Origin of the sequence: Sandarakinorhabdus sp., assembly GCF_031422795.1 — a bacterium.
Taxonomy (GTDB): Bacteria; Pseudomonadota; Alphaproteobacteria; order Sphingomonadales; family Sphingomonadaceae; genus Sandarakinorhabdus.
Map to the genome: position 1 here is coordinate 1 of NZ_JANPML010000469.1, position 6,291 is coordinate 6,291.

Here is a 6,291-nt window from a genome sequence, read left to right on the forward strand (position 1 = left end):
TCAAAGGCCGCCATCGCCGACGGCGTCACCTGGCCGCCGGCTTCCTGCACCAGCGCCTCGCCATAGGCCGACTGATAGCCTTCGCCATCAGACTTCAGCGCAATGGCGCGGGCATAGGCCTTGACTGCATCGGCGTAACGCCCGGTCTGAAAATAGCTCCAGCCCAGCATGCGCCAGCCTTCGGGATCGCTGCCATTGGCCTGCACCTTCTGTTCGAGGCCGGCGATCAGCTGGTTTACCTCGCCCTGTGCGGCGGCGTCCTGCGCTGGCGTAGCAGAGGGGGGGGCGGCGGGCGCTGCAGCAGGCGCAGGCGCCACACCGGCAGCCAGTTCGGGTTGGCCCATGCTGGCATAAAGCGCAGCGGCGGCAACCGCGACCATGCCGGCGAGGCCCAGCGCCAAAACCGACAGGGACTTCTGCCCCATGGTGCGATCAAGCTCGGTCGGGATATGGCCGGCGGCGAGCAGGCGGCGGCGAAGTTCGTTGCGCAGGCCTTCGGCTTCACCGGGCTGGATCGCACCGGCCGCCAATTGCACGTCGATATCGGCCAGCTGGTCCTTCAGCACCGCAATGGTGGCGGCGCGGGCATCCACCCGGGCTTCGTGGCGGCGCACCAGCGGAATGGTGAGCCAGGCAGCGGCCAGCGCCGTGAGCGCGGTGAGGATGATCCAGAGCGTCATGTGTTTCTCAGTCGGAAGGGCCAGCCAGCCGGTCAAGTTCGGCGCGCTCGGCGGCAGTGAGCGGGTCGGCGTCGGCCGTTGCGGCCGGCCGGCGGCGTTGCCAGAACGCAATGCCGATGCCGCCCAACAGCAGCACGGCAAACGGCCCCACCCACAACAGCAAGGTATCGCCTTCTACCGGCGGCTTCAGCAGCACGAAATTGCCATAGCGGGCGACGACATAGTCCTGCACTTGGCGATCGGATTTGCCGGCAGCGATCTGTTCGCGCACCAGCAGGCGCAGATCGCGGGCCAGCGGTGCATCGCTGTCGTCGATGGACTGATTCTGGCAGACAACGCAGCGCAGTTCCCTGGAAATCGCCCGCGCGCGACTTTCCTGGGCGGCGTCGGGCAGCATTTCATCGGGCATCACAGCGGCCACCGGTGCGGCGGCCAGCAGCGCAAGAAGCAGGGCCAGGCGCTTCATGCTTCGGCTCGCAATTGCTGCATCAGCGGCTTGATCTGCTGTTCCCAGATTTCCGGGCTGATCGGGCCAATCTGCTTGAAGCGGACACGGCCCTTTTTATCGACAACAAACGTCTCGGGTGCGCCAGTCACGCCCAGATCGATGGCGGTGCGGCCGGGAAAATCACTGCCCATGCCGGAATAGGGATCGCCATAGCGGGCGAGGAAGGTGCGGCTGTCTTCCGGCTTGTCCTTCCAGGCGATGCCGTAGACCGGGAACCCTTCCTGGGCGATGCGTTCCAGCACCGGGTGTTCCTGCGGGCAGGCGGCGCACCAGCTGGCCCACACATTGAGCAGACGCGGTTCACCCTTGAAACTGGCGCTGGCGAGGCCGGGGCCGCCCTCCACAATGCCGGGCAGCGCAAATTCCGGCAGTGGCCGGTCAATCAGCTGGCTCGGCAGTTCCTTGGGGTCTTGCGTCAGGCCAAAGCCCAGAAAGGCGGCAAGCCCGGCAAAGACGATGACCGGCAGGATGAACAGCAGGCGTTTCATGGGCCAAACTTATTCTGCGGGAACAAGGTTGGGCGCAAGAGGTGAACGCACCTGCGGCGCCCCAACGCGGAAGCGGCGATCCGCCAGACTGGCGCAGCCACCCATCGCCATCAGCAGCCCGCCAAACCAGATCCAGCCCACCAGCGGATGCCAGTAGATACGCACCACCAGGCCACTTCCGCGTGCATCAGGCTGCACATCACCGATGGCAACATATTGATTGCCCAGTGCGGAAACGCCGATGCCGGCCTCCGTCGTCTGATTGCCGGATACGGTGTAGAGCCGGCGTTCGGAAATCAGCATGCGTTCGCTGCCGTTCTGCTTGACCGTGAAACGCGCGCGCAGGGCACGATAATTGGCGCCGTCCACTTCTTCGGCGCCCAGCATCGTCACGCTCACCGGGCCGGCTGCTGCCGTCTCGCCGGGACGCATGACGAGGATTTTTTCCGCCGCAAAGCTGGTCATCGACGCGATGCCAGCGGTGGTGAAACCCAGGCCAGCGTGGGCCAGCACCAGGCCAACAGTCGCCGCCGGCGTCGTCCGCACCAGCCGCAACGAAAAGCCGCCGGCACCCCACCAGCGCCGCACCAGCACGAGGCAAGCGCCCAGCACCAGCCAGGCACCCAGGGCAAGGCCGAGCGCCGCCACAACCTGCTGCCAGCCAAAGGCCAGCACCAGCCCGGCCAGCAGTGCCCCGATAACCCCGACCGGCATCAGCAGTTTCTTGCCCAGCGTGGCCAGATCGTCGCGCTTCCACGCCAGCATCGGCCCGACAGTGACCAGCAGCAGCAGCGGCGTCACCAACGGCACAAAGACCAGATTGTAATAAGGCGGGCCCACCGAAATCTTGTTGGCGGGCGACACGGCTTCCATGATCACCGGATAGAAGGTGCCCAGGAACACCACCGCTGTGAGCGCCATCAGCAGCAGATTGTTCATCGTCAGCCCCGATTCGCGGCTGACGCTGCCAAACAGGGCGCCCGATCGCAGCATCGGCGCCCGTGCCGCAAACAGCGCCAGCGCCGTACCGGTGGCGCCGATGATCATGGCCAGGATGAACACGCCGCGTTCGGGATCAACCGCAAAGGCATGGACCGAGGTGAGGATGCCGGAACGGACGAGGAAGGTGCCAATCAGCGACAGTGAGAAGGCCATGATGGCGAGCAGGATGGTCCAACCCGCCAGGCTGCCACGCTTTTCGGTGACGATGGCCGAATGCAGCAGCGCCGTGCCGATCAGCCACGGCATGAAGCTGGCGTTTTCCACCGGATCCCAGAACCACCAGCCGCCCCAGCCCAGTTCGTAATAGGCCCAGAAACTGCCCAGCGTGATGCCGATGGTGAGCGGCACCCACGCCGCCAGCACCCACGGCCGCATCCAGCGCGCCCAGGCCGAATCGGCGCGGCCTTCGAGCAGCGCCGCCACCGCAAAGCTGAAAGTGACCGAAAAGCCGACATAACCAAGATACAGCAGCGGCGGGTGGAAGATGATGCCGGGATCTTGCAGCAGCGGGTTCAGCTCCGATCCATCCAACGGCGCCGGGAACAGCCGGGAGAATGGGTTGGAGGTGAACAAGGCGAAGGCCAGGAAGGCGACGCTGATCATTGCCTGCACGGACAAGATACGGGCCTGAAGCGTGGCACGCAGATTGTCACCGAATTTCGCAATGCCAAAACCATAGATCGACAGCACCAGCACCCACAGCAGCATCGAGCCTTCGTGATTGCCCCAGGCGGCGGCCAATCGATACAGCAGCGGCTGCGACAGGGCGCTGTGATTGGCGACCAGCGCCACCGAGAAATCGGACTGCGCAAACAGGGTCAGCAGGCAGCCGTAGCAGATGGCGATCAGCAGCGCCTGCAAGGCTGCCGCGCTGCGCCCAAAGGCCATCAGCGCTGCATCACCACGAATCGCGCCCAGCATCGGCAGCACGGACTGCGCAACTGCCACCAGCAGGGTCAGGATCAGGGCGAAATGGCCGATTTCGGCAAGCATCTGCTATTCATCTCCAGCAAGCGGCGGCAGGGCAAGGAAAAATTCTCGTCAAACTGCATTCTTGCTCTAGCCGATGCGGCACAAGATGCTAGGATTTATCTGGAAACAAACCGCTGCTACACAGTTTGCATCGAGGGGTTTGTATCGATTGGCTTGAACCGGGGGGCAAGGCCGTTGTGACGACGTATCGCATCGCGATTGTGGGTTCGGGGCCGGGCGGCCTCTCAGCAGCTGCGCATGCCGCAAAGCTGGGGCTGAGCCATGTCCTGCTCGAAAAGACCGACCATCTGTCGGACACCATCTACAAATACCAGAAGGGCAAGCATGTGATGGCAACGCCGTCACAGCTGGTGCTGCGCTCGCCGCTGGATTTCGATGCCGGCAAACGCGAAGTGGTGCTGGGCACCTGGAACGAACAGACAACAGCGGCCGGCGTCAACGTCAAGCACGGCGCCGAAGTGAAAAGCATCGTCGGTACCGGCGCGCCCATCCCCGGCTCGATCATGCAGCTGGCCACCCGCAACCGCGATGGCACCACCACCACGACTGATCTGCAGCGCAATGCCGCGCCTTACCGCCTGACGCTGACCAATGGCGAAGAGATCATGGCCGATGCCGTGATCATGGCACTCGGCACGCAGGGCAATCCCAATCTGATGGGTTGCCCGGGCGGCAACCTGCCCCATGTCCAGTATCAGCTCGACGATCCCACCGAATATACGGATGAACATATCTTCGTGATCGGTGGCGGCGATGCCGGGATCGAAAATGCCATGGGCCTGTGTGCCGATCCGGCACAGAACAACACGGTCACGCTGATCAACCGCACGGCCGATTTCCCCACCGCCAAAGATGCCAACGTCAAAGGACTGATGGCGGCGCGCGATTCGGGGCGGATCAGCATCATGGCCGAAGCCAACACCACAGCGGTGGAGCCTGGTTTCATCACGGTTGAAACCCGTGATGGCGAAGTGCGGGCGCGCTGCGACCGGATCATCGCCCGTATCGGTTCGGCGCCGCCGCGCGGCTTTGTCGAAGGCTGCGGCATCGAATTTGCCAGCGCCGACCGTTTGGCCTTCCCCAAGCTTTCGGCCACGTTCGAATCGACCGCGCCGGGCATCTATGTCGTCGGCGCGCTGGCTGGCTATCCGCTGATCAAGCATTGCATGAACCAGGGCCACGACGTGGTGGAGTTCATAAACGGCAATGTCGATCTGAAGCCGGCTGACGAACCGATCCTGGAAGGCAAGTTTGCTGGACTTCCAGGCCGGCGCAGCGTGGCCGAGTGGCTGGAGTATCTGCGCACCCGCGTCTCGATCCTGAACGGCATGAGCAGCCTGCAGATGCGCGAGTTCATGCTGGATTCGGCGGTGAAACTCTATCGCGGCGGCGAAGTGATCTTCGAACGCAGTGCGCCAGGTTCCTCGCTGTTCGGAATCGCCGATGGTGAAGTCGCAGTGGAAGTGAACCCCACCGATCCGTCGATCATCGTGCCGATCGGCACCGGCCAGATCTTCGGCGAAGTCGGCCTGATTTCCGGCCGTCGGCGCGGCGCGACCATTCGGGCTGCGCGCGATACCATCGTGGTGGAAATCAGCCGCAATGCCGCGCTGAAGCTGATGAGCCAGGTACCATCGGCATCGCGTGAGATCACCCGCATCAACACCGAACGCACCTTGCTGCAGATCTTCAAGTCCGGTCTGGCGCCGGCCGATCTGGTTGACGTGATCGCCGGTGCCAAGGTGGAAACCATCCGCTCGGGCCAGGCCATCATCAAGGAAGGCGAAACCGGCGACGATATCTTCATCATCCGGTCTGGCTCGATGGTGGTGGAAAAATCGATCGGCGGCAAACCGGTGTTCCTGAGTTATGTGCCGGCCGGCAGCTATGTCGGCGAAATGGGCGTGATCGACGGCAGCGCACGTTCCGCAACCGTGCGGGCCGCCGTGAAGAGCGATGTCATCCGCCTCGCCGGTGAACCGTTCCGCGCCCTGCTCGCCGCCAAGCCGCAACTGCTCGACAAGTTGCGCGGCGAAATGGCCAGCCGCACCCAGCTCAATAATTTCGTCGAATCCAAGAAGGACAGCTTCTCCGGCGTCGTCGACATGTACACGGGCGTTGCCAATTTCCTGGTCGAACAGGGCGTGGGTGAAGCCACCGACGTGCTGCTGATCGACGAAAAATTGTGCGTTGGTTGCGACAATTGCGAAAAGGCCTGCGCCGACACCCACGACGGCCTGTCGCGGCTGGATCGCGAGGCCGGCCGCACCTATGCCCATCTGCACGTGCCGACCAGCTGCCGCCACTGCGAGCATCCGCACTGCATGGCCGATTGCCCGCCCAACGCCATCCATCGCGGGCCGACCGGTGAAGTCTATATCGACGAAACCTGCATCGGCTGCGGCAACTGCCAGCGCAATTGCCCCTACGGCGTGATCCGGATGGACAAGGTGCCGCCAAAGAAGCCGTGGCTGCTCAGCTGGTTCCTGTTCGGCAGCGGCCCCGGCCCCGGCGAAGCCAGCCACAAATGGGCCAAGAAACATGATCCCGCCTATGCCGAAAAGGCCAAGAAGGCGATCAAGTGCGACATGTGTTCGGGCCAGGAAGGCGGCCCGGCCTG

The 6,291-nt window shown here is 63.8% G+C and carries 6 protein-coding genes; 2 read left to right on the plus strand and 4 right to left on the minus strand.

Going from position 1 to position 6,291, the window contains the following annotated elements:
• The 4 genes from ccmI to RMO81_RS15865 all read right to left on the minus strand — a co-directional run.
• Window positions 1–680 (minus strand): c-type cytochrome biogenesis protein CcmI (gene ccmI / locus RMO81_RS15850; RefSeq protein WP_310476923.1); only part of this gene is annotated, 680 nt, incomplete at its 3' end.
• Window positions 681–687: 7 nt separating this feature from the next.
• A complete protein-coding gene (locus tag RMO81_RS15855; protein WP_310476924.1) occupies window positions 688–1,146 on the minus strand; it encodes a cytochrome c-type biogenesis protein in 459 nt (152 codons plus the stop codon).
• Window positions 1,143–1,676, minus strand: a complete 534-nt coding sequence (locus tag RMO81_RS15860; protein ID WP_310476925.1) for a DsbE family thiol:disulfide interchange protein — start codon at window positions 1,674–1,676, stop codon at window positions 1,143–1,145. Before RMO81_RS15860 ends, RMO81_RS15855 begins: the two co-directional genes overlap by 4 nt.
• A gap of 9 nt (window positions 1,677–1,685) precedes the next feature.
• Entirely contained in the window at window positions 1,686–3,671 is a 1,986-nt protein-coding gene (locus RMO81_RS15865; protein WP_310476926.1) for a heme lyase CcmF/NrfE family subunit, read from the minus strand.
• On the opposite strand from RMO81_RS15865, the gene RMO81_RS15870 reads away from it, so the two are divergent.
• Window positions 3,651–3,851 carry a hypothetical protein gene (locus tag RMO81_RS15870; protein ID WP_310476927.1) on the plus strand — a complete coding sequence of 67 codons (201 nt, stop codon included), beginning with the start codon at window positions 3,651–3,653 and terminating at the stop codon, window positions 3,849–3,851. The two genes, RMO81_RS15865 and RMO81_RS15870, sit on opposite strands and share 21 nt — an antisense overlap.
• Window positions 3,848–6,291 (plus strand): cyclic nucleotide-binding domain-containing protein (locus tag RMO81_RS15875; protein ID WP_310476928.1); only part of this gene is annotated, 2,444 nt, incomplete at its 3' end. The genes RMO81_RS15870 and RMO81_RS15875, both read left to right, overlap by 4 nt.

What these genes read in the sequence shown, in the direction of transcription:
- RMO81_RS15855 (WP_310476924.1), bottom strand. Translation starts at nt 1,146, where the DNA reads ATGAAGCGCCTGGCCCTGCTTCTTGCGCTGCTGGCCGCCGCACCGGTG.
- RMO81_RS15870 (WP_310476927.1), top strand. Translation starts at nt 3,651, where the DNA reads ATGGCCGATTTCGGCAAGCATCTGCTATTCATCTCCAGCAAGCGGCGG.
- RMO81_RS15860 (WP_310476925.1), bottom strand. Translation starts at nt 1,676, where the DNA reads ATGAAACGCCTGCTGTTCATCCTGCCGGTCATCGTCTTTGCCGGGCTT.
- RMO81_RS15865 (WP_310476926.1), bottom strand. Translation starts at nt 3,671, where the DNA reads ATGCTTGCCGAAATCGGCCATTTCGCCCTGATCCTGACCCTGCTGGTG.